The sequence below is a fragment of the Amycolatopsis sp. PS_44_ISF1 genome, from assembly GCF_032335455.1.
Taxonomy (GTDB): domain Bacteria; phylum Actinomycetota; class Actinomycetes; order Mycobacteriales; family Pseudonocardiaceae; genus Amycolatopsis.
The window spans coordinates 364,024-386,928 of record NZ_JANUXO010000004.1 but is presented as its reverse complement, the minus strand read 5'-3'; the positions used below and the strand labels follow the sequence as shown (position 1 = coordinate 386,928).

Here is a 22,905-nt window from a genome sequence, read left to right as displayed (position 1 = left end):
GGGCCGGCGACCCGGGCCCGGCCGATGCTCGTGGTGCTCGGCGCCGGGCTGTTCCTGGTCGCGGTGGACGCGACGGTGCTGCACGTCGCGCTGCCCGACCTGGTCCGGCAGTTGCGGCCGGGAGCGGCGGCGCAGGTGTGGATCGTCGCGGTCTACCCGCTCACCGCGGCGCCGCTGCTGCTGCCGTTCGGCACGCTCGGCGACCGGTACGGGCGGCGGCGGGTGCTGGTGGCCGGGTACGCGCTGTTCGGGCTCGCGTCGCTCGCCTGCGCGTTCGCGCCCGGCGTCCCGGCGCTGCTCGCCGCCCGCGCGGCGCTCGGCTGCGGGGGCGCGATGATCATGCCGGTGACGATGTCGCTGCTGCGGGAGCTGTTCCCGGAGCAGCGGCGCCGGCGCACGGCGATCGCGGTGTGCAGCGGGATCGCGGGTACCGGCTCGGTGTTCGGGCCGGTGCTGGGCGGCGTGCTGGTCGAGACGTGGGGCTGGCGCTCGACCTTCCTGGTCAACCCGCCGGTGATCCTGGCCGCGGTGGTGCTGGCGCTGCGGTGGCTGCCGCGGACCCCGCCGGTCCGGCGGCACTGGGACGGCGTCAGCGCGCTGCTCGCGGCCGGCGGGGTGCTCGGGATCGCCTTCGCTCTCGGGCCGACCCGCTCCGGCGGGGCGCTCGCGGTGCTGGGCCCGGCCGCGGGCCTGGCCGGTTGTGTCCTCATCGGACTGTTCCTGCGCCGCCAGCGCCGGGCCGGACCGGCGCTGCTGGACCTGGCGCTGTTCCGGCAGCCGGGGGTGCCGGGCGCGGTCGGCGGGGTGCTGCTGGTGATGAGCGCGCTGGTCGGGCTCGGGCTGCTGTTCGCGCAGTACCTGCAACTGGTGCTCGGGCTGTCGCCGATCGCGGCGGCGGCCCGGCTCCTGCTGGTGCTCGGCGCTTCGGCCGTCGGCAGCGTGCTGGCGCCGGCACTGCTGGAACGGTTCGGCAACCCCCGGGTCCGCGCGGCGGGCTTCGCGCTCGCGGCGATCGCCTTGCTGGCACCGGCGTGCGGACCGGTTGCGCTGGCCTCGCCGGGGTTGCTGGGCGTCGCGCTGGCCGGGCTGGGATTCGGCATGGCCCTGGCCCTGACCTCGAGCACGGACACCCTGCTGTCCGCGACCTCGGCCGATCAGGCGGGCGGGGCGGCCGCGGTGGAGAAAACCGGCTACGAGCTGGGTGCGGGCTTCGGCACGACGGTGTTCGGTTCGCTGTCGGCCGCGGTGTACACCGCGCAGCTGTCGATACCGGACGGGCTGCCGGAAGCCGCGCGCCGGCTCGCCGCGGCGGGCCCGGCCCAGGCGGAAGCGGCAGCGGCGGGCGTACCCGGCCCGGCCGCCGCCGCACTGCTCGCCGCGGCCCGCGCCGCGTGCACGGCGGGCTTGCAGGTCTCCGCCGCTGTCGCGTGTGGACTGTTCACGCTCGCCGCGCTGGCCTCGTTCGCCTTCCGGAAGCTCAGGAACGAAAGCCGGGCCGCGGCCGGTGGATGATCCCCGGACCCGTCCCCCGCAGCGATCCGGCCGTGCCCGGGGCCCGGCCGGGCTGGGCAACGGCTGGATGGCCTCCACCTGGCGCGCGGGGTCGCCCGTTGGGGTGTCCGCCCGCGTGTCCGGCCCGGTGTCCGGCCCCGGGACCGACACACTCTGGGCGGTGATGAACACGTCGATGGACGATGCCGGCCGCTGCCTGCTCTCGGTGGCCTGGAACATCCGGAGCAGCTTCTCCCGCGACGCGCCGCACAGCGTGGTCGACCGGCAGGAGCGGATCCGCGAGAACCTCCGCGACGTCTGCCGCTCGGCCGGGCACGGGGCCTGCGACTGGGCGGTCCGGCACGGTCCGGGCACCGAGACCGACTACGCGCCGTTCCTGCGGCTGGCCGACCTCTCCTACGAGATCGACACCCTGCTCACCCTGGTCGGCCGGGCCCTGGTGCCGGACCCCGAGCGGGAAGCGCGCCGCTGGGCGGAGATCGACCTGCTCGTCACCCGCGCGGACGTGCTCGCGGAAGGCACGGCAGTGTTCCTGCGCGCGCCGATGGCGGTGAGGTGCTGAGCCGCACGTTCTCGGGTGAACCCGCATGACCGCACCTCGCCGCCGATCGGCCGGGGGCCAGGTTGCCGAAGCGAGTGCCTGCGCCCTTCACCGCTCGCGGCGCAGAGCGATGACGTTGTCGGCCACCTCGGCGACCTGACCGTCCGGCCCGGCGGCGGTGCGGCGGGGTGAGTCGAGCCGCTCGATGTGCCACCCCGGCCCGAGCGCCAGCCCGTCGGCGGTCTCGCGCGGGGTGGGGAAGACCTGTTCACGGTTCCACGACCACGGCGCGGCCGAACCGTGGTCGACGACGAGCAGCAGCCCGCCGGGCAAGACCGCTTCGGCCGCCCGGCGCAGGACCTGTTCGCGCGGGAACTCCACCGGGCTGTGGAAGTAACTGGCCGAAACCAGGTCGAACGCGCCCTCCGGGAAGCTGCGGGAAAGATCGTGGCAGGCCAGGGTGATCCGCTCGACCAGCCCCTCGGCCTCGGCCGCTTCGGCGATCCGGCCCAGCGCCGTCGGCGACACGTCGACGGCCGTGACGAGCCAGCCGCGCGCGGCCAGCCACCGCGCGTCGCCACCGTGCCCGCACCCCAGGTCCAGCGCCCGGCCCGGCTCGGGACACAGCTCGGGCACCACCTCGGCGAACACCGCGTTGGGCCGGGTTCCCCATGCGGGATCGGCCTCCTGATAGCGCTTTTCCCAGAACTGCGTGCTTTCGGTGCTCATCGTGACCCTTCGTCCGAAGTGCTCGGTGCGCCTCCCACCGTCGGCCATCGGCGGCTGGGCCGGCAAGGAAACTTGCCATTTCCGCAATTTTCCTCAGGGCCCGGTCTCGGGAGTTTCCCGTTTCCCATTGATCAGACGACGGGAAACCCTCTGTATGCACTCGCTCTCGTCAGGGTTCGGCGGCCAGCATTCTTCGAGAAGATCCGCCCTCTGAAGATCAACAACGAGGTGGTGGCTGTGACAACCGGCCGCAGGGAAAAGCGAAGTGCTCGGGCGAGTCGCAGGAACAGCGGTGGGGCCGGCGGTGAAGTGCGCGCCCGACTTGACCGCCCGTCTGTCGATTCGCCGCGCTTGAGCGCCGGTTCGTGCCCTTCCGTGCTCCGGCCACGGCGTGATTGCCCGCTGATGGCTCCATTCGTTGTAAATCGATTGGTTTGGGTGTTCATGAGGCGCTCCACGTGCTGCACTGATCAACGGTCTGGATCACGGTCGTTTCAGTGGACCGCCGGGACGGGCAACGGGGGAGGAACAGGTGAGTGACGCCTACACACCGTTCGGGTCGGAGCTCCGGCGGCTGCGAACAGAAGCCGGGGTCTCGCTGGCCCAGCTGGCCTCGGTGGTGCACTACAGCAAGGGATACTTGAGCAAGATCGAGAACGGGCACAAGCAGCCTCAGCTCGATCTCGCTCGCCGCTGCGACACACAGCTGCGTGCCGACGGAGCGCTGGCCCGGTTGCTGGTGGCACCGCATCACCCGGAGCGTCTCGTCGAGCCTTCGGACGATGAAGAGGTGTGGACGATGAGCCTGGCGGTGGGCAGTGAGGGATGGTTCCGGCCGATGGCCAGGCGTGAAGCGCTGGCGCTGGGCGCTGGAGTGGCATTCGGCATCGGTATGGGAGTCCCGGCTCGCGGCCGGGGTGTTCAGCACACCGCCATCGGTGTCTTTCGTGGTCAGTTCGATCAACTGCGGGCATTGGGACAGGCGGCGAGTCCTGACATCGTCCTGCCATCGGTGATCGCGCAGACCCACACCCTGCGTGCCCTCGCGGCGCGAGCGAGTGGCACAGAGGTCGCAGAGCTGCTTCAGCTCGCTTCCCGGTGTGCCGAATACGCGGGGTGGATGACTCAGGAAGCCGGGGACGAGCGCGGGGCCTTGTGGTGGACTGATCAGGCTGTGGGAATGGCGAAGGCCGCTGGTGACGAGGATCTGGCCGAGTACGCACTCGTCCGGCGGGCCTTGGTGGCTTTCTACCGGGACGATGCCGTGGAGACCATCTCTCTTGCCCGGAGAGCTCAGGAACGAATCGTGCCACCCAGAATCGAGGGTCTGGCTGCGCAGCGTGAGGCGCAAGGGTGTGCGCTCGCGGGCGACTACGACTCCTGCATGCGCCTTCTCGACCGGGCCCAATCCCTACTGCAAAGAGCCGCGGTCGATGCACCCAGACCCGGCGCGCCGATCCTCGGCACCACCAATCTCACCGACCCGGCCGCGATGACCAACGGCTGGTGCCTCATCGATCTCGGACGCCCACGTGATGCAGTGGCCGTGCTCGATCAGCAGGTCGAACTGATTCCGGCACACGCCCTTCGGACCAGAGCCCGCTATGGTGTTCGCCGAGCCCTTGCCTACGCCTTGCTCGGCGAGATCGACCACGCCTGCGAGCTGGCCGGCGACCTCATCGAACCGATGTCCATCGTGGGATCGGTGACCATCGCCAAAGACTTGCGCCGGCTGAAGCAGGTCCTGTCGCGCTTCCATCAACACCAGTCGGTCAAAGACCTCTACCCGCGTCTCACCGCTGGACTGAGCGCGGTCGGCTGACGGTCCCGTTTCGTGAATCCCTGAGGAGGGAATAGTTGTCATGCCCGAAATCTTCGTCAATTACCGGACCGGCGACGGACAAGATCTAGCGACCATCGTCGACCGGGATCTTCGGGGACGCTTCGGTGCCGAGCACGTCTTCATGGATCACCGTTCGATTCCGGCGGGGGGCAGGTTCGAGAACGCACTGATCGGCGGCGTCTGGGGCAGCAAGGTGCTCCTGTGCGTGATCGGGCCGACCTGGTTCACGGCAGCCGATACTGAGGGCCGCCGCAAGATCGATGATCCTCAGGACTGGATCCATCATGAGTTGCATCTCGCCTTCGAGAACGGTGTGCACGTCATCCCCATTCTCGATGAGCGGGCCGAGTCCCCGATCCGCGTGGACGAACTGCCGAAGCGACTGGCCAGACTGGCGAGTTGCCAGTATCGAACCTACCGGCATCGTGAATCGGATTCCGCGCTGGACCGCATCGCGCGCGACATCTTGGATCTCGTCCCCGGACTGGTCGACAGCCGGCAGCAACCTCCGCGGACGACGGACTCACCCAGTTCCGGAACCCATGTACAGGGTAGCGGAATCGGCGGTATCTGGGGCGGCGGTCGGATCGGCCCGGTCATCACCGGACCGGGAGACCAGTACCACGGTGACGTGTTCGGCGGCTCGAAGTTCCTCGGCCCGGCCAATACCGGGTCCGGCACGTTCAACAACGCCGACCGCATCACCATGAACGACAAGCGGACGGTCTCGTCGGCGGACAACAGCTATCCCGAGGAGCCGCGATCCTCGCGCGAAGCCGGTGAAGAGGAGAACCGTTGACCGCTGACGAGCGGTCAGCCGTCGAGGCTCCGCTCTCCGCTCAGCCGTTCACCCAGAGCAACATCCAGAATCTGATCTTCGCCGCCATCGAGTCGTCCCGGCAGCGCGAACTCAGTCAAATCGACGATACAGATCTGACGTGGCTCCATCGCAGGTTCGAGGCACCTGAGCGGTTCGGCGAAGCGCAAGGCAAGCTGGAACGACACGGCGTCGTCTTGCTCGACGGGGAGCCGGGCAGCGGTCGTCGAGCGGCGGCGAAGATGCTCCTGCGACTTCACGTCGACGCCGAGCATCGGTTCTGTGTCCTTCCAGCCGAGCTCGCCGACAGCAGCAGTGAAATCGATGTGTCGAACATCAGCCCAGGCGATCTGCTCCTCCTCGATCTTTCGAGCGTCGAAAGAGCAGCGTATGACGTGCTTCGAGACGCACTGGCCGGGCTTCGCGCGATTGTTCGCCGGCAAGAGGCCAAGCTGGTCGTCATCTTGCATACACAGTGGGAAGCGCTGACGGAACACGATGAGACTCAGCAGTATCGAGTGTGGATCGGCAAACCGGACCCGGAGCGGGTGGTGCAAAGACACCTCGCCGGAGAGGGGGTGCCGGTCGGCTTCGCGCTGCCACAGGTCAACGGACTGAAGGAAAAATTGCGGAAGTCGAGTATGGCAAAGCTCGCCCGCTTCGCTGCAGTGACGCAACGGTTGTTCGACCGGGCCGGCGGGGATCGCGATCTGGCTGCGGACTTGAGACTGGCGCTCACTGCTTCAGCCGACCGGACCCCCGAGCTGAAGACGGATCTCGACCACCACAAGGACGGCTGGTCACGCGCTCTTCTCTTCGTCATTGCCATGCTCGAAGGCGCGCACCTCAACGTGATTTTCGAAGCGAACCAGTTGCTGCTGGCCAAGATCGGCCATCCGGAGGAGGCTGCCCCTTCGCTTGAGCGGCCGTCACTCCTGACCCGGCTGCCCAAGATCAAGGCCGAAATCACCGACACCCGATCGGTCCGCTTCAAAGAAATCGGGTACGGGGAAGCGGTTGTCTCATATTTTTGGGACAACTACCTGGATCTCCACAGTGCGTTCCGGGACTGGGTCGACGAGCTGGTCCGAATGTCCTCTCTCAACAGAGGAGAGAGGGCAGCTCTGGCTGAGCGGGTGGCTGAGCAATGCCTCCGAACGGATCATCCGAACCTTCTGGTCGAGCTCTCCGAGAATTGGGTCGCCGCAAAACCCGAGGAGTTGGCTCCGGTGATCAGGAGCTTGCTGAGGATCGGGCTGGCCGATATCGGGCATGGCCGGGTCTTCCGGCGCAAGATCTACGACTGGGCGAAAGAAGGCCGGCAACCGAGAGCGTTCACCGCTGTTCTAGTGGATCTCTGCGGAGTTGAGCTGGCGCGTTCTTACCCGGAGGAGGCTCTCACCCGCCTCCGGCATCTCGCCAGGGGACCGGTTGGCGAACGGGACGGTTTAGCCCTCGCGGCCCTGTCGAAACTCGCTTGCAGTGATCTGCGACTCTTCCGCAGGCTGCTCGATCGCCTGTGCTCGCAGCCTGCGACGGATCGGCGACCGGCCGATTTCGAGATCTTCTTTCGACTGGTGGATCCAGGCCGGTTGCTGCGAACCGACAACCGGGGACGTCCGTACCTTCTCGACTCGTCAGTTCGGAACAATGTCGTCGGTGGTTGGATTGATGCACTTTCCTCAGCGGTGGGATACGACTGGCCGCCAGAATTGGAAAACTGGCTGAACCGGTGCTCATCGCTGCCGACGGCGCAGGCACTGTACTTGTTGCGCGTGGTCGTCGAGGCCGCCGGTGGTGATGGAGCCAAACTCGCCGAGATCTACGTCGTCGCACGGGATTGGGCGAATTCCGGACCGGCTCGGGGAGCCAGAACCGCTCTTGCTTTCCAGTTCGGTCAGCTGATCGACGAGGCGCAAGGCGTGGGTGTGGGCCCGTCGGGGCTTCGGAGTCGAGAGGAACAGTGATGACTTCATCGGATCGGATCATCTTTTCCGCGTCGATCGCAGCGTGCGTTGGTGTGCCATTGGCGCTTGGCCTTGCGTTGGGCTGGCCGGTCTGGCTGCTGCTGGCGTTGCCGCTGCTGATCATCCCGGTCGTGGTCTACCGCAAGATCAAGGCGCGAATCACATGGGAGCATGAGCTCGAGGCGCGGATGGCGGCCCGGCGCGACGCAGTGCCGGTTGTCGAGCCACCTCGACCGGAACCCCGCCGGTTCGAGGAGTCGGTGGTCACGCCCACTGAGCTGGCCAGTGCTTGGAGCGACTACCGGTTCGTCTTCGCGGCCAAGGTCTGGTGGCGGCCACGTCTGGGGGCGACTATTCCGTTGCACGCCAACCTGGGAGCGGTCGCGGTCAATGTGGTGGTGGAGCGCGCCAAAGAGATCACCTTGCGCGTGTCGCCGCTCGACGTCACGGAGATCAGGCATCGGTTGAACAGCCTGCTGGGTCAAGTGGTCGCGGACAAGTCGGGGACCGTCGAGGTCTCAGCGAGTGATGTGCGGCTGGACCTGCACTCTGCCGATCGCGAGCGGCTGGAGATGGTTGCCAGGACTCGCAAGGACGCCGTGGTGTGGGAACACGAAAGGCGGCACGAGCAGGACAAGCGTCGCTATCTCGGCGAAGACGTCCTCAGCGACACCGGCAGTGCAGTGGTGTGGTGGCTCGTGCGACAGCAACACGACGTGAGAAACGTCGTGGCCGATATCGGTACCCTCGCTCAGCTCACGGCCGCAGCGAACAACGTTCCGGGCTCGGTTCTGCCTGAAGATTGCCGTCCAGGTGAAGGTGGCCACTGGCCCGGCAACGGCCGGTTCTCGGTCGTCGACGGCGAGGTCGTCGATTCCACCGGGGAGAGGGTCGAGACGGCAGGCCGCAACACTCCCGCTGACTTCGTACGAATGATGATGGACGACGTGGGCCTGTCGCCGGACGCGGCTGAAGGGGGACTGTTCGTGGAACGGCTTGCCCAAAGCTTCCAAGCAGCCGGCCGGGTTGATGCTGCGGCCGAGATCCGGGCCCGCTTCACCACGTTGGACCCCACCGCTACCGACGATGAAGCTACTCATACTACCGATAGTGACAATACGTCAACTGAAGGTGATATCCGACGGGGCATCCTCGACGGTGACGTCGCGGTGTCTGCGGATGGCAGGGAGTGACAAGAGTGGTGATGCGTCGATGGCTGCGTCCTCGATCAATCGGTGCCACCCGTGCGGCTATGACTTCTGGCTCTGTGGTAAAAGGCCCGGGCGATCGGGGTAAACGGCGACAACGCTCCATTGTGGACGAATTCCGCGGGGTCACGGTTATCTGCCGGTGATCGCCGGTCTCCCGTTTTTCCGGGGATTCCCGACTGGTTGCGGCCGTAGTGGTCACATCACGGTGAGTGCGCGGTTTCTTCGGGTGTCAGGATCACCCCTCAGAGTGGAGGGAGTATCGATCCTCCAGGTGAGGCGCCACTTCAATGGCTCTGAGTAGGAACGGCTGGGCCAACCCGGCGCGTTACATCACTCTTTAGTGGTGAAATTGCGGAAAGCGTGGTCACTGTCGTGGCTGGTTCGGCCCGGCGGGACCGTGCGGGTGTTTTGCTATTCCCGGGGGTCTTGATAGCGTCGCGGTCTCGCCGGTGATCGACAGTTGCGCCCCGTTGCGCACGGATTCGGGGATTAGGCCGGCGGATCCATTCTTGATGTTCGGAAGGACAATTCATGCGCTCTGCCCTGCTGCGCGGACGGACCTTCGCGGTCGCCGCTCCGGCGCTGGCCCTGCTCGCCACCGCCGCTCCTCCGGCGGTCGCCGCCGCATCGCCGGCCGGGTCGGCCTACGGGGCGTCCGCCTCGGTCTCCCTGCTCGCCGGGGTGCTGGGGGACACCGGTGTGCTGGGGGACAAGGGAATCTCCGTGGACACGGGCAAGCTCGCGCCGTCGAGCACCGACGGGCCGACCTCGGCCTCGATCGTCGACGTGCCGCTGAAGGGCCTGGTCACGGCCAAGGCGGTGACCAGCTCCGCGAAGCAGGACAGCGACCGGACGATCCGGTCGAAGGCGGCCATCGTCGACGCCGCGCTGCCGGTGCTGGCGCCGCTCGCGGGCCGGACGCCCAAGGCCTCGGTGATCAGCTCCGAGTGCAAGTCGACGGCCGACGGCATCACCGCGTCCTCCGACCTCGCGAACCTCGACCTCGGCCGGATCGGCGAGCTGCCGGCGGGCACCGGGGCGAACCGGAAGCTCGGCGTGCCCGGGGTGCTGCAGGTGATCGTGAACGAGCAGATCAAGCACTCCGACGGCAGCCTGACCGTGAACGCGCTGCACGTGAAGCTGCTGGGCGGCGAGACGCTCGGCGCGCTGGGCAGCGGCGACATCGTGCTCGCCTCCTCCACCTGCGGCAAGGTCGCACCGGCCGTGGTCACCCCGCCGACCACTCCGGTGAAGCCGCCGGCGCCGGGCCCGGGCCAGGTCACGATCGTGCCCGCGGGCGCGCCGGAGACCGGTGACGGCACTCTGGCCGCGGTGACCGAGCAGTGACCCGTTCCCGGTTCGGGCTCTTCGCCCTGCTGCTGGCGCTGGTCGCCAACTTCGCGCTGCTCGGCTGCGGCTCGTCCGCCCCCGCGCCGCCGGCCGCCGCGCCCGCCGCGGCGGCCACCCCGGCCGCGGGACTGTCGCGCTCGGTCCCGGTTTCGATCGACGTGCCGAGCATCGACGCGCATTCTTCGCTGGTGTCGCTCGGTCTCAACCCGGACAAGACGGTGCAGGTGCCGCCGGTCGACCAGCCGCTGCAGGCGGGCTGGTACTCCTACGGCCCGACACCGGGTCAGGTCGGCCCCGCGGTGGTGCTCGGGCACATCGACGGCAACCACCAGAAGGGCATCTTCTGGCGGCTGCACGAGGTGAAGAAGGGCGACCGGATCACGGTCGGCCGCCAGGACGGGACGAAGGCCGGCTTCACCGTCAGCAAGGTGGACCAGATCGCGAAGCAGTCTTTCCCCACCGAAGCCGTGTACGGCAACACCACCATGCCCGAGATCCGCCTGATCACCTGCGGCGGCGCGTTCGACGCCTCGGCGCACAGCTATCTGGACAACATCATCGTGTACGGCTCGCTCGACACCTGAGCCGTTTCCCCCGCGAAAGGGGCTCCGTCGCGTCCGTTCTCCCCAGCGGCCGGCGGAGCCCCTTTCCCCTTTCCGCCCCGGCCGGAGGTCGGCGGGAGTGCACCTACTGTGGCGGGAGACGTCACGATGAAGGGACTCCTCCGATGCTGATCGACGACCTCCAGGCCGCGCTCCCCGCGGACCGGATCGTGCGGGACCCCGACGTGATGCGCGGCTTCGCGCACGACGAAGCGGAGTGGGCGCCGTACGCGCTGCCCGCCGTGGTCGTCCGGCCGAGGACGGCCGATGAGGTGCAGGCGACCGTCCGCGCGTGCATCAAGCACGCGACGCCGCTGGTCACGCGCGGGGCGGGTACCGGGCTGTCCGGCGGGGCGAACGCGGTCGAGGACTGCGTGGTGCTGGTCACGGACCGGATGACCGCGATCCGCGAGATCGACCCGGTCGAGCGGCTCGCGGTCGTCGAACCCGGGGTGGTCAACGACGATCTGCGCGCGGCCTGCGCCGAGCAGGGCCTGTGGTACCCGCCGGACCCGGCCAGCTCGCCGTGGTCGACCATCGGCGGCAACGTGGCCACCAACGCGGGCGGCGTCTGCTGCGTGAAGTACGGCGTGACCCGCGACTACGTGCTCGGCCTCCAGGTCGTCACCGGCACCGGCGAGCTGGTGCGGCTGGGCCGGCGCACGGCCAAGGGCGTGGCCGGCTACGACCTCGCGGGCCTGGTGGTCGGCTCCGAGGGCACGCTGGGCGTGGTCACCGAGGTCACGGTGCGGCTCAAGGCCCGGCGCGCTCCCGAGCGGACCGTCGCGGGGTACTTCGACTCCACCGTCGCCGCGGGGGAGGCCGCGGCCGCGATCATCGCCTCCGGGGTGGTGCCCTCGGCGCTGGAGCTGGTGGACCGGCACTGCCTGGCCGCCGTCGACGCGTGGAAGAACATGGGCCTGTCCGCCGACGCCGAAGTCGTGCTGCTGGGCCGCAGCGACGCGCCGGGCGAGGCGGGCGACCACGAGGCCGCGGTGATGCTGAAGTGCTTCGAACAGGCGGGCGCGACCTGGGCCGCCCAGTCCTCGGACCAGGAAGAGGCCGACGCGCTGTTCGACGCCCGGCGACTGGCCTACCCGGCGCTGGAGCGGCTCGGCCCGCTGCTCACCGAAGACGTCTGCGTGCCCACGCACCTGGTCCCGGAGATGCTCGCGCGCATCGACCTGGCGGCGAAGCGGCACGACACCCTGATCGCCAACATCGCCCACATCGGCGACGGCAACCTCCACCCGCTGCTGAGCACCCCGGCCGGTGACGAGGACGCCCGCGAGCGCGCGCAGGCGGCGTTCGACGACATCGTGGCCGACGCCCTGGCCCTCGGCGGCACCGTGACCGGCGAGCACGGCGTCGGGCTGCTCAAGCGGCCGGGCCTGGTCCAGGAACTCGGACCGGCCGTGCTGGAGCTGCACCACGCGGTGAAGAACGCGCTCGACCCGCACGGGATCTTCAACCCGGGGAAGGTCTTCGGCCCGCCGCCGGACGCATCCAGGTAAACAATCCACAAAGGACATTCAAGCGATTGTGACCGGTCTCTCGCCGGCGTTTTCGAAAGTTGATTGCCTTACGCAAGCAAGTTGCTTAGCCTAGCTAAGGGAACTGAGCGAGAGAGGTCTTCGACTGTGGCGGAGCGCAGGACTTATTCGGTCGCGGAGCTGGGGCCGCGGTACAAGTGGATCGCGCTGTCCAACACGACGCTGGGCATGCTGATCGCGACGATCAACTCGTCGATCGTGCTGATCGCGTTGCCCGACATCTTCAAGGGCATCGGGATCAACCCGCTGGAGCCGTCCAACACCAGCTACCTGCTCTGGATGATCATGGGGTTCCTCGTGGTCACCGCGGTGCTGGTGGTGAGTTTCGGGCGGCTCGGCGACATGTACGGCCGGGCCAGGATGTACAACCTGGGCTTTGCGGTCTTCACCTTTTCGTCGATCATGCTGGCCGTCACCTGGTTCGACGGTGACGCGGCCGCGCTGTGGCTGATCGGCTGGCGGATCGTGCAGGGGGTCGGCGGGGCCTTCCTGATGGCGAACTCGTCGGCGATCCTGGCCGACGCCTTCCCGGCCAACCAGCGGGGGCTGGCGCTGGGCATGAACGGGGTCGCGGCCATCGCGGGCTCGTTCCTCGGACTGGTCATCGGCGGGGTGCTGGCCCCGATCAACTGGAACCTGATCTTCCTCGTTTCGGTGCCGATCGGGGTCATCGGCACGATCTGGGCCTACCTCAAGCTGCACGACACCGGCATCCGCCAGCACGCGCGGATGGACTGGTGGGGCAACATCACCTTCGCCGTCGGCCTGATCGCGGTCCTGGTGGGCATCACCTACGGCATCCAGCCCTACGGCTCCTCGCCGACCGGCTGGGGCAGCCCGATGGTGCTGGCCTGCCTGATCGGCGGCATCGCGGTGCTGATCGCCTTCGTCGTGATCGAGACCAAGGTGGACAACCCGCTGTTCCGGCTTTCGCTGTTCCGGATCCGGGCGTTCAGCTGGGGCAACCTGGCCAACCTGACCGCCTCGCTCGGCCGCGGCGGGCTGCAGTTCATCCTGATCATCTGGCTGCAGGGCATCTGGCTGCCGCAGCACGGCTACACCTTCGAGCAGACGCCCCTGTGGGCCGGGATCTACATGCTGCCCATGACGGTCGGCTTCCTGGTCGCCGCGCCGACCTCGGGCATCCTGTCCGACCGGATCGGCAGCCGGATGCTCGCTTCGACCGGCCTGGTGCTGACGGCGCTGACCTTCCTGCTGCTGATCCTGCTGCCGGTGAACTTCGACTACTGGGCCTTCGCGGCGATCCTGCTGGTCAACGGGATCGGCATGGGCATGTTCTCCTCGCCCAACCGCGCCGAGGTGATGAACAGCCTGCCCGCCGACGCCCGTGGCTCGGGCGCGGGCATGATGACCACGTTCCAGAACGCGGCCATGGTGCTCTCGATCGGCTTCTTCTTCAGCCTGATCATCGCGGGCCTGTCGGACAACCTCCCGGCGGCGATGAGCGCGGGCCTGACCGCCCACGGCGTCGCGCCCGGCTCGGCCGACCAGATCGCGCACCTGCCCGCGGTCGCCGTGCTGTTCGCGGCGTTCCTCGGCTACAACCCGATCCAGCAATTGCTGGGGGGCCAGCTCGCGACCCTGCCCCCGGACCAGGCCTCGTTCCTGACCGGTCGCAGCTTCTTCCCGAACCTGATCTCCGGCCCGTTCCAGGACGGTCTCGCGGTGGCGTTCGGTTTCGCGATCGTGGTCTGCCTGATCGGCGCGGTGGCTTCGCTGCTGACCAAGAGCAAGAAGACGGGGTCTTCGGAGTCGGGGTCTGCGGAGTCGGTGGGTGAGGAGCTGGCCGCGGTGGCCGGCGAGTCCGGCAGCGGTCCCAGCGAGCTGGTGGCCCCTTCGACCGAGCGGTAAGGGTTTTCACGGCAGAAGGGCCGGGCGGTCCACCCAGGGGTGGGCGCCCGGCCCTTCCGCCGTGGAACCGGGCTACCAGCCGAGCGAAGCCCGCTCGATCTCGACCGGGTGCTTGGGCGCCCCGTCCAGCGGACCGTTCGGATCGGTCGGCACGATCCCGTCCGCCACAATCCGGTCGATCACCGGCAGTCCGCGCACGACGGTGCCCAGCACCGAGTACTGCGCCGGGATGTTCGCGAACGAGTGCACGATGAAGAACTCCGACCCGTTGGTCCCCGGGCCCTGGTTGCCCATGGCCACGGTGCCGCGCGGGTAGGTCTCCCCGCCGGTCACCTCGTCCGGGAACTCATAGCCCGGGCCGCCCTTCTCCACCTCGTAGATGTCGCCGCACTGGAGCACACCCAGCCGCGTGGAGTCCGACAGCCGCCAGCACCGCGAGTGGTCGTAGAACCGCTGCAGGACCAGGCTCGCCATGTTCGCCACCGCGCACGGGGCCGCGCCACCGCTGTTCAGGCGGATGGTGACCGGGCCGTAGTTGAAGCGGAAGGTGACGTCGATCGTCCCGCGGGTCAGCGCGAACGGCAGCGGGCGCAGCACCGGCCGGGCGGCCGGGTTGCCCGGCGTCGGCGTGAAGGTGCACCGGGCCAGTGCCGGTGCGGCGGAAGCGGCGGGGGCCGGGGCGGCGAACAGCGCCACACCGGCCACGACCGAGGAAACGAGGGCTACCCAGCGGTGCTTCATAAGCCCGCAAGGTAGCGAACGGGGGACTACTTGCGCCAGGCCGTGCGGCGCTTGCGCAGGTCGAGCACCAGCAGGAACGCCAGGAAGAGCGCGAGGCCGACCAGCCACACGTTCTCCGTGTTGTTCTCGTGGTTGCCCTTGAGCATCAGCAGCAGCACGACGACGCTGATCCAGCCGGCGACGCGGGTGGCCTTAGGGAACGAGCCGTGCCAGCCCCACTCGGCCGACGGCTCGTCGCGGGGGTCCACTTCGGGCCGCTTCTCGATCGCCTTGCCTGCCACGATCACTCCTCCTGACCCGCCGGACCTCGTACCGGCCGATGATCCCACACCGCCGGGTGCTCCGCGGAGACGGGCCGCGCCACCGCGGGCGATAATGACCGCGATGACTACCTCGCGAAGCGTCCTCGTGCTCGGCTCGACCGGGTCCGTCGGGGCCCAGGCCCTCGACGTCGTCGCCCGTAACCCGCACCTGTTCACCGTGGCCGGGATCGCGGCCGGCGGTTCCGACCCGCAGGCGCTGGCCGGCCAGGCGCTCGCCTTCGGCGTGGCCGCCGTCGCCGTGAGCCGGCCCACGGCCGTGGAGGACCTGCAGCTCGCGCTGTACGCCGAGGCCCAGCGCCGCGGCTACGCCCAGGGACAGTTCCGGATGCCGCGCATCTTCGCCGGCGCCGACGCCGTGACCGAGCTCATCGGCGCGGTGGAAGTCGACGTCGTGCTCAACGCGCTGCCCGGCTCCCAGGGCCTCGCGCCGACGCTGAAGGCGCTGTCCACCGGCGCCACGCTGGCTCTGGCCAACAAGGAGTCGCTGATCGCGGGCGGGCCGCTCGTGCTCGCCGCGGCGAAGCCGGGCCAGCTCGTGCCCGTCGACTCCGAGCACTCCGCCATCGCGCAGGCCCTGCGCGCGGGCCGGGAGAACGAGGTGGCGCGGCTCGTGCTCACCGCCTCCGGCGGCCCGTTCCGCGGCCGGCGGCGCGCCGAGCTGGCCGACGTCACCGTCGAGCAGGCGATGGCGCACCCGACCTGGTCGATGGGGCCGCTGATCACCATCAACTCCGCCACCCTGGTCAACAAGGGACTGGAGCTGATCGAGGCCGCGCTGCTGTTCGGCGTCGAGCCCGCGCGCATCGACGTCACCGTGCACCCGCAGTCGATCGTGCACTCGATGGTGACCTTCACCGACGGTTCGACCGTCGCCCAGGCCAGCCCGCCGGACATGCGGCTGCCGATCGCGCTGGCGCTGCACTGGCCCGAGCGCGTGCCCGGCGCGGCGGCGGCCTGCACCTGGGACACCGCGGCGAGCTGGACCTTCGAACCGCTCGACGACGAGGCGTTCCCGGCGGTCGAGCTGGCCCGCCACGTGGGCACCGAGGGCGGCTGCCTGCCGGCTGTCTACAACGCCGCGAACGAGGAGGCGGTGGCCGCCTTCCTGGCGCAGAACGCCGGTTTCACCTCGATCGTGGACACTGTTTCGCAGGTGGTGGAAGCCGCCGACGAGTGGCGTCGCGAGCCTCGTGACGTGGAAGATGTACTCGCCGCGGAGCGCTGGGCTCGCGCGCGGGCCGGAACGATGCTCGGTAAGGGGAAGTAGCGCGTGCTCGCCTACATCATCGGGGTGGTGCTGTTCGCGCTGGGGATCTGCGTCTCCGTCGCGCTGCACGAGGCCGGCCACATGCTGACCGCCAAGGCGTTCGGCATGAAGGTCCGGCGGTACTTCGTGGGCTTCGGGCCCACGGTCTTCTCCTGGCGCCGCGGCGAGACCGAGTACGGCCTCAAGTGGATCCCGCTCGGCGGGTTCTGCGACATCGCCGGCATGACCGCGCTCGACGAGGTCACCCCGGACGAGGCCCCGCGCGCGATGTGGCGGTTCAAGACCTGGAAGCGCACCGTGGTGATGTCCGCGGGCTCGATCACCCACTTCATCCTCGGCTTCGTGGTGCTCTACCTGATGGCGGTCACCATGGGCCTGCCGAACATCGCCGCCGCCTCGGAGCCGCTGCAGCCGGTCGTGGCGAGCATCTCCTGCGCCCGCGCGGCGACCACCACGCAGCAGTTGGGCGACACCTCCTGCCCGGCGGGCGCGCCCACCCCGGGCAAGACCGCCGGGCTGCGGGCGGGCGACCGGATCGTCTCCGTCGCGGGCAAGCCGACCCCGCAGTGGACCGACGTGCTGGCCGTGGTGCAGGCCTCCGGCGGCCCGACCCCGATCACCGTGCAGCGCGACGGGCAGACGCTGAACCTGACCGTGGACATCCCGCGGGTGCAGCGCCTGGGCAGCGACGGCAAGGTGCACGAGATCGGCATGATGGGCGTGTCCACCGTGCTGCCGCCCCAGTACCTGCACTACAACGGCCTCACCGCGGTCGGGGCCACGCTCTCCTTCACCGGCAACATGTTCGCCCAGACCGCGCAGCGGCTGGTGCAGTTCCCCGAGCGGATCCCGGCCGTGGTCAGCGCCATCTTCGGCGGCGAGCGCGATCCGAACACCCCGGTCAGCGTGGTCGGGGCCAGCCGGATCGGCGGCGAGGCGGTCGAGCAGGGCCTGTGGGCGGTCTTCTTCCTGCTGCTGGCCAGCCTGAACTTCTTCATCGGCGTGTTCAACCTGCTGCCGCTGCTGCCGATGGACGGCGGGCACATCGCCATCGTCTGGTACGAGCGGGTCCGCGACTGGCTGCGCGGGCTGCGCGGCAAGGCGGCCGGCGGCCCGGTGGACTACACGAAGCTGTCGGCGATCACCATGGTCATCGTCGTGATCGGCGGCGGCATCACGCTGCTCACGGTGACCGCCGACATCGTCAACCCCATCCGGCTGCAGTAACCGCTGGTACCGGCCGGGGCCCGGTCCGGCCGGCACCCCCGGTCAGGGCGTAATGCTGCTCACCGTGGCGGTCGGCTTCGGTGGTTGCCCTCCGGCCGGTGTAGGTACGCTGGAGTCGTGACCGTCGCGTTAGGCATGCCCGCGCTGCCGCCCCCCGTCCTCGCCGAGCGCCGCACGACCCGACAGCTGCAGGTCGGGTCGGTCGGTGTCGGCAGTCAGTCCCCGATCTCCGTCCAGTCGATGACGACGACGCTGACCTCCGACGTCAACGCCACCCTCCAGCAGATCGCCGAGCTGACCGCGGCCGGCTGCGACATCGTGCGCGTCGCCTGCCCGTCGGCCGACGACGCCGAGGCGCTGCCCGCGATCGCGAAGAAGTCGCAGATCCCGGTGATCGCCGACATCCACTTCCAGCCCAAGTACGTGTTCGCCGCGATCGAGGCCGGCTGCGCCGCGGTGCGGGTGAACCCGGGCAACATCCGCAAGTTCGACGACCAGGTCAAGGAGATCGCGCAGGCGGCGAAGGACCACGGCACCCCGATCCGGATCGGGGTCAACGCCGGCTCGCTCGACCGGCGGCTGCTGGAGAAGTACGGCAAGGCCACGCCCGAAGCGCTGGCCGAGTCGGCGCTGTGGGAGGCCTCGCTGTTCGCCGAGCACGACTTCCACGACATCAAGATCTCGGTCAAGCACAACGACCCGGTGGTCATGGTGCGGGCCTACGAGCTGCTGGCCGAGCAGTGCGACTACCCGCTGCACCTCGGCGTCACCGAGGCCGGTCCGGCGTTCCAGGGCACGATCAAGTCGGCCGTCGCGTTCGGCGCGCTGCTGCGCCAGGGCATCGGCGACACCATCCGCGTGTCGCTGTCCGCTCCGCCGGTCGAAGAGGTCAAGGTCGGGATCCAGATCCTGCAGTCGCTCAACCTCAAGGAGCGCAAGCTCGAAATCGTCTCCTGCCCCTCCTGCGGACGGGCCCAGGTCGACGTCTACACCCTGGCCGAGCAGGTCACGGCCGGGCTCGAGGGCATGGAGATCCCGCTGCGCGTCGCGGTGATGGGCTGCGTCGTCAACGGCCCGGGCGAGGCCCGCGAGGCCGACCTCGGCGTCGCCTCCGGCAATGGCAAGGGCCAGATCTTCGTCAAGGGCGAAGTGATCAAGACCGTGCCCGAGCACGCGATCGTGGAGACGCTGATCGAAGAGGCCATGCGCATCGCCGAAACAGCAGGCGAGGGCATCGGCGAAGGCGCCCCCAGCGTGACAGTTGGCTGACCCGCCCCCGCTTCCGTCCTAGCTGTGAAGGCCCCCTCACCCGCCATCGGCGCGGGGGAGGGGGCCTTCACGGTGCTCAGCCCTGCAAGTGGTGCTGCGCGGCGTCCCTGATCTGGATCCGCACGTTCTCCAGCGCCGCGGCCACGTCGTCGATCTGCTGTGCCGCGAGCTGGATCGAGCCCTGGATGGCGGTGGCCGTCGTGGTCTCGCCGAGCAGGCCGAGCACCTGGGACTGCAGGTCCGCCAGCTCGCTCTTGGTGGCCAGTGCGATGCCGGTCGGTACCTGGTCGGCGAGCATTTCGAGCTGCTGCGCCCGCTCCTGGATGGTCATGCGAACTCCGCTCCTTCACCGGTGGGGCCTCCGTGGTAGCAGAAACTCCGCCCGCGCGGCTTAGGCTGGTCAGGTGAGTCACAGCTGGGCGTCCCGCGCGCCGCACCCGCTGGTGCGGCCCCTGGTGACGCGTTACCTCGGCTACGCGCAGGAGAACGTGACCCTGGCCGTGCACCGGGGCCTGCCTTCGCGGCACGTGACGCTGATCATCAGCCTGGAGCAGCCCGTCCGGTTCTCCGGCCGGCCGGGGGAGGGCTCGCTGCAGGCGCTGGTCGGCGGACTGCACACCGCGCCCGCGCTGATCACGCAGGACCGGGTGCAGCGCGGGGTGCAGCTGGAGCTGGACCCGTTCGGCGCGCGAACCCTGCTGGGCGTCACCGCCGCCGAGCTGAGCGGACGGGTCTGCGACCTGTCCGATTTCGGTGCCGACCTCGCTTCGCTGCCTGAACGGCTCTGGGAGGCCCCGGACTGGGCGTCCTGCTTTGCGATCCTCGATGATGTGCTCCTCGCCCGCGCCGTCGAGCCCGTTTCACCGCCGCCTGAGCTGGGAGAGGCCTGGCGGCTGATGCGGCGAAGCGACGGGCGCGTGCGCGTTGCCGATCTCGCGGGAGAAGTCGGCTGGAGCCGGCGGCATTTCGGCGAGCTGTTTCGCGCTGAGGTTGGTCTTGCGCCTAAGCAGGCATCACGCGTGCTTAGGTTCGAGAAGGCCGCGAAGATGCTTCGAGGCGGTCGCCGGGAGTTGGCGGACGTTGCCGCTGAAGCGGGCTTCTACGACCAAGCCCACCTGTCCAACGAATGGCGCTCGCTGGCCGGCTGCTCCCCGCGGACGTGGATCGCCGAAGAGCTGCCGTTCCTGGCCGAGGTGGAAGAGCCCGCGCTCACCTGATCACGGCAACGGCCGGCGCGGTGACGGCGGCTGCGAGCGGGAGAAGCAGCTCCGGCAGTCCTTCGAGCGGTCCCGGGCCTGGCCCAGCTCGTCGGAAAGCTCGTCGCGGAAGGCGCACCGGGCCGGGATCATGGCCCGGGCCCGGGAACACTGGGGTTCGAGCAGCCCGCGGTCCGGATCGGCGAGCTGCTCGCGGAGGTACCGGTGGTTGCGGCGGTCGCGCGCCCAGAAGTGGATGGCGTACACCACCTGCTCGACCTCGGCCGGGGGCAGTTCGCCCGTGAGCCATCCCGTCATGCTTCGCCGATCACCCGTTCATCCCCTCCACCGAACGCTCACGGTGACACGTTCCGGACCACTGGTCAAGACAAGCTGACCAGTGGATACTGGCCCGATGGTGGATCGCACGAGCGGGATGCCCGCGTTCCGGCAGGTCGCGGCCGACCTGCGCGCGAAGATCACCGCCGGTCACCACGCGCCGGGCGACCGGCTGCCGAGTGAGCGGGAACTCGTCGAGGTCTATCACGCTTCACGGCCGACCATTCGCGCGGCCGTGGAGATGCTGCGCACGGAAGGACTGGTCACGGCGGAGCACGGCCGCGGCGTGTTCGTGCGCGCGACGCCCAGCATCCGGCGCCTCGCCCGGTCCCGGTTGTCGCGCGAGGCCCGCGAGCGCAACCGCGGCGCGTTCCTCGCCGACGCCTCGGCCGCCGGCTTCACCCCGTCCACCTCGACCGAGATCCGCTTCGAACCGGCGGGCCCCCGCGTCGCGCGGCACCTCGCGGTCGAGGAGGGCACCGAGATCACCGTGCGGGACCGGGTGATGCGGGCCGACGGTCTGGCGGTCCAGCTCGCGGTGTCCCGCCTGCCTCGGGAGCTGACCCGCGGCACCGCGATCGAGGCCGCCGACACCGGCCCGGGCGGCACCTACGCCCGGCTGGAGGAGCGGGGGCACCGGCTCGGCTCGTTCGCCGAGCACGTCGGCGCCCGGATGCCCGCGCCGGACGAGGCTTCGCTGCTGCAACTCGCCGAAGGCGTTCCGGTCGTCACCGTGACCCGCGTGGCCTACGGCGCCGACGGGACACCGCTGGAAGTGAACGAAATGGTGCTCGCGGCCGACCGGTACGAGCTCTCCTACGAGTGGCCCGCGGACTGAGCTCCCGTTCTTCCAAGACGGGGCCGCGGCGCCGGGCGAGACTCCTCGGCATGACACCTCAACCGACCGTCTGGCCCGCCTTCCGCTACGAAGACGCCCCCGGCGCCATCCGCTTCCTCGTCGACGTCCTGGGCTTCCGGGAGACGCTGGTGGTCTCCGGTGAGCCGGCGCGCGCGATCGCCCACGCCGAGCTGACCTGGCCCGAAGGCGGCGGCGTGATGCTCGGCAGCACCGGCGGCCCCTGCGACGGCGTGCACGACGCCATGCGCCCCGGCGGCGGCGCCGCGTACATCGTGTCCGCGCGCGTCGACGAGATCTACGCGCGGGTGAAGGACTCGGGCGTCGAAATCACCGAGGAACTGACCGACACCGACTACGGCTCCCACGGCTTCAGCGTGCGCGACGCGGAGGGCAACTCCTGGAGCATCGGGACCTATCGCGGGGCCTGACCGCGGGTGCCGGCCACGGCGGTCGCGCCCGGCATCCCGCGTCCGGGCGCCACCGCCGGGCCCGCCTCCTACCGGACCGGCTGCTCGAACGTCACCAGCAGTCCGTCGACCCCGCCCGGCCCGACGCGGCCCTTCACCTCGGCCGAGGTGATCTGCTTGAGCTGCCAGCCCTGGGCGGCGTGCTCGTTCAGCAGTTTCTCGAGCTTGTCGCCGGACATCTTGCCGCCGATCATCTTCTCGCGGACTTCCACGACCTTGTACGCGTAGCGCTGCATGGACCCGATTGTGCCCGCCCGGGCCGTTCATCTCAGCGTGTCGGCGGGCTCGCGTTCCGTTCACCCGGTTCATCTGGCACTCTGGAGTCCGTGTTGCGGCTTGCAGGTGCACGGCTGCTCGATGATCGGGACTACCCCGCGGTGCGCGCTGCGCTCGCCGCCGACCCGGTGGGCAGCTGCATGGTCAGCGCCCGGGTCGAGGCTTCCGGTCTCGACCCCTGGCGCCTCGGTGGCGAACTCTGGGCCGCCGACAACCGCCCGGCGCGGACCGGGCGGCTCCAAGGGCTGTGCTTCGCCGGCCCGAACCTGATTCCGTTGCGCGGCAACGCGTCCGCTTTGCGGTCTTTCGCCGACCGGGCGCTGCGGCGCCAGCGCACCTGCTCTTCGCTGGTCGGTCCGGCCGAGCAGGTGCTCGGGCTGTGGGAGGAGCTGGCCGACGAGTGGGGCCCGGCCCGCGAGATCCGCGGCGACCAGCCGCTGATGGCCCTCGACGGACCGCCGCAGGTGGCCGCCGACCCGCGGGTGCGCGCGGTCCGCTCCGAGGAACTCGAGCGCTACCTGCCCGCGGCCGTCGCGATGTTCATCGAGGAGGTCGGCGTCGACCCGCGCAGCGGCGACGGCGGCGCCAGCTACCGCGCCCGGGTCAGTGAGCTGATCTCCACCGGCCGCGCCTTCGCCCGGTTCGAAGACGGCGAGGTCGTGTTCAAGGCCGAAATCGGCGCCATGTCCGCCAGCGTCGGGCAGATCCAGGGCGTGTGGGTGCACCCGGACCGCCGGGGCGGCGGCGTCGGCACCTCCGGCACCGCCGCGGTGGTCAACCGCCTGGTGAAGGGGCTGGGCCGCACCGCCAGCCTCTACGTGAACGGGTACAACGGCGCCGCGCTCGTGGCCTACCGCCGGGTCGGGTTCCAGCAGGTCGGGCAATACGCCACCGTGCTCTTCTGAGCCGCGGCCGGCCACTCTTCCGGGTCGGCGTTGCGAGCG

Annotated in this window: 23 protein-coding genes; 17 read left to right on the top strand and 6 right to left on the bottom strand. The window is 69.6% G+C overall.

From position 1 onward, the window contains the following. The first annotated feature begins 24 nt into the window (after positions 1–24). A complete protein-coding gene (locus tag NYF13_RS31635) occupies positions 25–1,512 on the top strand; it encodes an MFS transporter (protein WP_396287808.1) in 1,488 nt (495 codons plus the stop codon). 163 nt (positions 1,513–1,675) lie between these two features. Further along, positions 1,676–2,074 (top strand): hypothetical protein, encoded by a 399-nt coding sequence (locus NYF13_RS31630; RefSeq protein WP_315661970.1) that lies wholly within the window; start codon positions 1,676–1,678, stop codon positions 2,072–2,074. A gap of 87 nt (positions 2,075–2,161) precedes the next feature. Here NYF13_RS31630 and NYF13_RS31625 read toward each other — a convergent pair whose 3' ends face one another. Further along, positions 2,162–2,782 (bottom strand): class I SAM-dependent methyltransferase, encoded by a 621-nt coding sequence (locus NYF13_RS31625; protein WP_315661595.1) that lies wholly within the window; start codon positions 2,780–2,782, stop codon positions 2,162–2,164. 532 nt (positions 2,783–3,314) lie between these two features. On the opposite strand from NYF13_RS31625, the gene NYF13_RS31620 reads away from it, so the two are divergent. The 8 genes from NYF13_RS31620 (at position 3,315) to NYF13_RS31585 (ending at position 13,997) form a co-directional block, all read left to right on the top strand. Beyond that, positions 3,315–4,604, top strand: a complete 1,290-nt coding sequence (locus NYF13_RS31620) for a helix-turn-helix transcriptional regulator (RefSeq protein WP_315661594.1) — start codon at positions 3,315–3,317, stop codon at positions 4,602–4,604. A 40-nt stretch (positions 4,605–4,644) separates the two neighbouring features. After that, positions 4,645–5,424 carry a toll/interleukin-1 receptor domain-containing protein gene (locus NYF13_RS31615; RefSeq protein WP_315661593.1) on the top strand — a complete coding sequence of 260 codons (780 nt, stop codon included), beginning with the start codon at positions 4,645–4,647 and terminating at the stop codon, positions 5,422–5,424. Then, the gene (locus tag NYF13_RS31610) at positions 5,421–7,409 is read left to right on the top strand and encodes a hypothetical protein (RefSeq protein ID WP_315661592.1); all 1,989 of its coding nucleotides are present in this window, start codon (positions 5,421–5,423) and stop codon (positions 7,407–7,409) included. The genes NYF13_RS31615 and NYF13_RS31610 overlap by 4 nt, the downstream gene beginning before the upstream one ends. Continuing rightward, complete coding sequence (locus NYF13_RS31605) at positions 7,409–8,602, top strand: hypothetical protein (protein ID WP_315661591.1); 1,194 nt, start codon at positions 7,409–7,411, stop codon at positions 8,600–8,602. The genes NYF13_RS31610 and NYF13_RS31605 overlap by 1 nt, the downstream gene beginning before the upstream one ends. 549 nt (positions 8,603–9,151) lie before the next feature. Next, the gene (locus NYF13_RS31600) at positions 9,152–9,967 is read left to right on the top strand and encodes a choice-of-anchor P family protein (RefSeq protein ID WP_315661590.1); all 816 of its coding nucleotides are present in this window, start codon (positions 9,152–9,154) and stop codon (positions 9,965–9,967) included. Then, a complete protein-coding gene (locus tag NYF13_RS31595) occupies positions 9,964–10,554 on the top strand; it encodes a class F sortase (protein WP_315661589.1) in 591 nt (196 codons plus the stop codon). Before NYF13_RS31600 ends, NYF13_RS31595 begins: the two co-directional genes overlap by 4 nt. 143 nt (positions 10,555–10,697) lie before the next feature. Then, positions 10,698–12,086: an FAD-linked oxidase C-terminal domain-containing protein gene (locus NYF13_RS31590; RefSeq protein ID WP_315661588.1), complete on the top strand. Its 1,389-nt coding sequence runs from the start codon at positions 10,698–10,700 to the stop codon at positions 12,084–12,086. 126 nt (positions 12,087–12,212) lie between these two features. After that, positions 12,213–13,997, top strand: a complete 1,785-nt coding sequence (locus tag NYF13_RS31585; protein WP_315661587.1) for an MFS transporter — start codon at positions 12,213–12,215, stop codon at positions 13,995–13,997. Between the two features lie 72 nt (positions 13,998–14,069). Here NYF13_RS31585 and NYF13_RS31580 read toward each other — a convergent pair whose 3' ends face one another. Next, positions 14,070–14,738 carry a peptidylprolyl isomerase gene (locus tag NYF13_RS31580; RefSeq protein WP_315661586.1) on the bottom strand — a complete coding sequence of 223 codons (669 nt, stop codon included), beginning with the start codon at positions 14,736–14,738 and terminating at the stop codon, positions 14,070–14,072. Between the two features lie 26 nt (positions 14,739–14,764). Beyond that, complete coding sequence (locus NYF13_RS31575) at positions 14,765–15,019, bottom strand: DUF2631 domain-containing protein (protein ID WP_315661585.1); 255 nt, start codon at positions 15,017–15,019, stop codon at positions 14,765–14,767. Positions 15,020–15,122: 103 nt separating this feature from the next. On the opposite strand from NYF13_RS31575, the gene dxr reads away from it, so the two are divergent. From dxr to ispG, 3 genes are all read left to right on the top strand, one after another. Continuing rightward, the gene (gene dxr / locus NYF13_RS31570; RefSeq protein WP_315661584.1) at positions 15,123–16,328 is read left to right on the top strand and encodes a 1-deoxy-D-xylulose-5-phosphate reductoisomerase; all 1,206 of its coding nucleotides are present in this window, start codon (positions 15,123–15,125) and stop codon (positions 16,326–16,328) included. A gap of 3 nt (positions 16,329–16,331) precedes the next feature. After that, entirely contained in the window at positions 16,332–17,555 is a 1,224-nt protein-coding gene (locus NYF13_RS31565; RefSeq protein ID WP_315661583.1) for a site-2 protease family protein, read from the top strand. Between the two features lie 117 nt (positions 17,556–17,672). Then, positions 17,673–18,824, top strand: coding sequence for a flavodoxin-dependent (E)-4-hydroxy-3-methylbut-2-enyl-diphosphate synthase (gene ispG, locus NYF13_RS31560; protein WP_396287781.1), 1,152 nt, complete (start codon positions 17,673–17,675; stop codon positions 18,822–18,824). 76 nt (positions 18,825–18,900) lie between these two features. Here the strand turns inward: ispG and NYF13_RS31555 are convergent, their stop codons facing one another. Next, positions 18,901–19,155, bottom strand: coding sequence for a hypothetical protein (locus NYF13_RS31555; RefSeq protein ID WP_315661582.1), 255 nt, complete (start codon positions 19,153–19,155; stop codon positions 18,901–18,903). A gap of 73 nt (positions 19,156–19,228) precedes the next feature. Here NYF13_RS31555 and NYF13_RS31550 point away from each other — a divergent pair, with 73 nt between their 5' ends. Beyond that, a complete protein-coding gene (locus tag NYF13_RS31550; protein WP_315661581.1) occupies positions 19,229–20,041 on the top strand; it encodes an AraC family transcriptional regulator in 813 nt (270 codons plus the stop codon). On the opposite strand, the gene NYF13_RS31545 is transcribed toward NYF13_RS31550, so the two are convergent. Continuing rightward, positions 20,042–20,338 carry a hypothetical protein gene (locus NYF13_RS31545; protein WP_315661580.1) on the bottom strand — a complete coding sequence of 99 codons (297 nt, stop codon included), beginning with the start codon at positions 20,336–20,338 and terminating at the stop codon, positions 20,042–20,044. Positions 20,339–20,435: 97 nt separating this feature from the next. Here NYF13_RS31545 and NYF13_RS31540 point away from each other — a divergent pair, with 97 nt between their 5' ends. After that, a complete protein-coding gene (locus tag NYF13_RS31540; protein WP_315661579.1) occupies positions 20,436–21,197 on the top strand; it encodes a GntR family transcriptional regulator in 762 nt (253 codons plus the stop codon). Positions 21,198–21,247: 50 nt separating this feature from the next. Further along, positions 21,248–21,646: a VOC family protein gene (locus tag NYF13_RS31535; protein WP_315661578.1), complete on the top strand. Its 399-nt coding sequence runs from the start codon at positions 21,248–21,250 to the stop codon at positions 21,644–21,646. Positions 21,647–21,714: 68 nt separating this feature from the next. Here NYF13_RS31535 and NYF13_RS31530 read toward each other — a convergent pair whose 3' ends face one another. Next, complete coding sequence (locus NYF13_RS31530) at positions 21,715–21,921, bottom strand: DUF4177 domain-containing protein (RefSeq protein WP_315661577.1); 207 nt, start codon at positions 21,919–21,921, stop codon at positions 21,715–21,717. Between the two features lie 90 nt (positions 21,922–22,011). On the opposite strand from NYF13_RS31530, the gene NYF13_RS31525 reads away from it, so the two are divergent. Beyond that, a complete protein-coding gene (locus NYF13_RS31525; protein ID WP_315661576.1) occupies positions 22,012–22,866 on the top strand; it encodes a GNAT family N-acetyltransferase in 855 nt (284 codons plus the stop codon). The last annotated feature ends 39 nt before the right edge of the window (positions 22,867–22,905 follow it).